Raw genomic sequence first — 1816 nt, 5'->3', positions numbered from 1 at the left:
TTGTCTTTCACGGGGTTGTCAGGGAGGCGGAGGTGATCCCAAAGCTGCGGGGAGTGCTTGATAAGTTGGGCAATAGTGACGGCCTGGCGCTCCTGAAGTCTGACAGGCAGTATGAGGACAAGATTAAAGGTCTTTTTCGCACGGTCTTTAAAGACGATATTTCGGCAATTATCTATTTCGACGACTTTGAACAGAATCTCATCCGTCATGGCAACGAGTATTACGTGGCAGATGCGGTTAAGGATATCATCCGTCCCTTTCTTGAGGCGGTTGAGTGGACAGAGGGCAACAGCAACGTTGTCATCACGAGCCGGTATCAGTTTGTCCTTGAATGTGACGGCAAAAACCTGTCCACCGAAAAGCTGGTTGACGTTACGATCATGTCATTTGATGGTGCGGATTTAAACAAAAAGAAGGAGGCCCTATGTAGCTATGTCTTATAACAATGTTGGAGTTGCATGGAACTCGTTAGGCGACTTAAAGAAGGCAATTGAGTACCTTGAAAAAGCCCTTGCTATCAGGTTGGAGGTCTATGGAGACAAACATCCTGATATCGCTGCTTCATACCGCAACCTTGCCGATGTCTTTGCCAAATCCGGCGATCCGCACAAGGCAGCCGAGTACACCGCAAAGGCCGAGGCAGCATGGCCTTAATACTACCCTATAATTAATACGGAGGTTTACACTACACACTATGAACACAGTTATATCGCTTAACATTGGACAGCCAAAGCAGGAGCTGTTTTACGGCAAGGGCATAACAACGGGGATCGCCAAGGTGCCGGTATCCGGGGTAGTCTTCCTTACGAAGACGGGATTCGAGGGGGATGGCGTCTCCGATACCAAGCACCACGGCGGAACGGACAAGGCCGTCTGCGTCTATAGCCGCAACCACTACGCCCACTGGGAACGTGTCCTGGGGTTGACCCTGCCTCCTGCCGCCTTCGGAGAAAACCTGACCGTCTCAGGCTTCGTCGAAGGTGACGTCTGCATCGGCGACATATACCAGATTGGAAGCGCTACAGTAGAGGTCACCCAACCACGACAACCCTGCAACACCCTTGCAACCAGATACGGAAGACCAGACCTCGTAAAACTGGTAGTTGACGCAGGCTATACCGGCTTCTACCTGAGAGTCCTGCAGGAAGGCCACGTAGAAGCAGGCGTAGAACTGACCCTGAAAGAAAGACCCTTCTCCGAGGTCACCATAACCTATGCCAACAACGTATTGCACCACGACAGGAAAAACCGTGAGGCAATCCAAAAGGTTCTATCCGTCCCCGCAGTGTCAGAGGCATGGCAACGCTCTTTTAAGGAACTACTGGAAAAGACATAGAGGAATTATAGTGCGTCCGGCTCGTATGAGATGCAAGGAAAGAAGGGGTGGTTTGTGGCAGGGATGCCCCATCCCCTCCGCCCTCATCTGCATAGTATACCTGTGGTTTTTTTTATGATTAAAATGACAAAGCACGCAAAAATGAAGATTAACGAACGCAATATTGACATGAATGATATTATAGCAAATTTCGATTGGATTAAATACAGAATATGCGGCATTTTTACGGGGTCAAGGGGACTGGTCCCCAAGCAACTCCTTCTGTTTTTTACGATTCCTTTCGGTATTCTTTTTTTGGTAGTCCTGCACAGGTAGTGATGGTATGATTTTTATTTTTAGCGTTATGGTTGCTATAATACATTAAAAATTCATTTAAGGAGACTGTACTTATGACTTGTATACAACGTGACTCAGAGGATGTTGTTAAAAATGGTAGCATTCACAAGCGATATCTGCCCTTGTTTTATTCAAGGTCTTATG

The 1816-nt window shown here is 47.7% G+C and carries 3 protein-coding genes; all 3 read left to right on the top strand.

Annotated features, from left to right (window positions below):
• Nucleotides 1–443, top strand: a 443-nt coding sequence (locus HWQ67_RS17510; protein ID WP_218253984.1) for a hypothetical protein, incomplete at its 5' end; no start/stop codon positions are given.
• On the top strand, nucleotides 433–654 hold the full coding sequence (locus HWQ67_RS17505) for a tetratricopeptide repeat protein (RefSeq protein ID WP_255317341.1): 222 nt from the start codon (nucleotides 433–435) through the stop codon (nucleotides 652–654). The genes HWQ67_RS17510 and HWQ67_RS17505, both read left to right, overlap by 11 nt.
• Before the next feature lie 40 nt (nucleotides 655–694).
• On the top strand, nucleotides 695–1336 hold the full coding sequence (locus tag HWQ67_RS17500; RefSeq protein ID WP_218253983.1) for an MOSC domain-containing protein: 642 nt from the start codon (nucleotides 695–697) through the stop codon (nucleotides 1334–1336).
• Nucleotides 1337–1816 lie beyond the last annotated feature (480 nt).

The organism is Candidatus Magnetobacterium casense (assembly GCF_019173545.1).
GTDB classification, from domain to species: Bacteria; Nitrospirota; Thermodesulfovibrionia; order Thermodesulfovibrionales; family Magnetobacteriaceae; genus Magnetobacterium; species Magnetobacterium cryptolimnobacter.
The sequence above is the reverse complement of the archived record's forward strand: the minus strand, read 5'-3'. Positions and strand labels throughout refer to the sequence as shown.

Excerpts from the sequence above, each read along its gene's own strand:
- HWQ67_RS17505 (WP_255317341.1), top strand. The coding sequence starts at position 433 with ATGTCTTATAACAATGTTGGAGTTGCATGGAACTCGTTAGGCGACTTA.
- HWQ67_RS17500 (WP_218253983.1), top strand. The coding sequence starts at position 695 with ATGAACACAGTTATATCGCTTAACATTGGACAGCCAAAGCAGGAGCTG.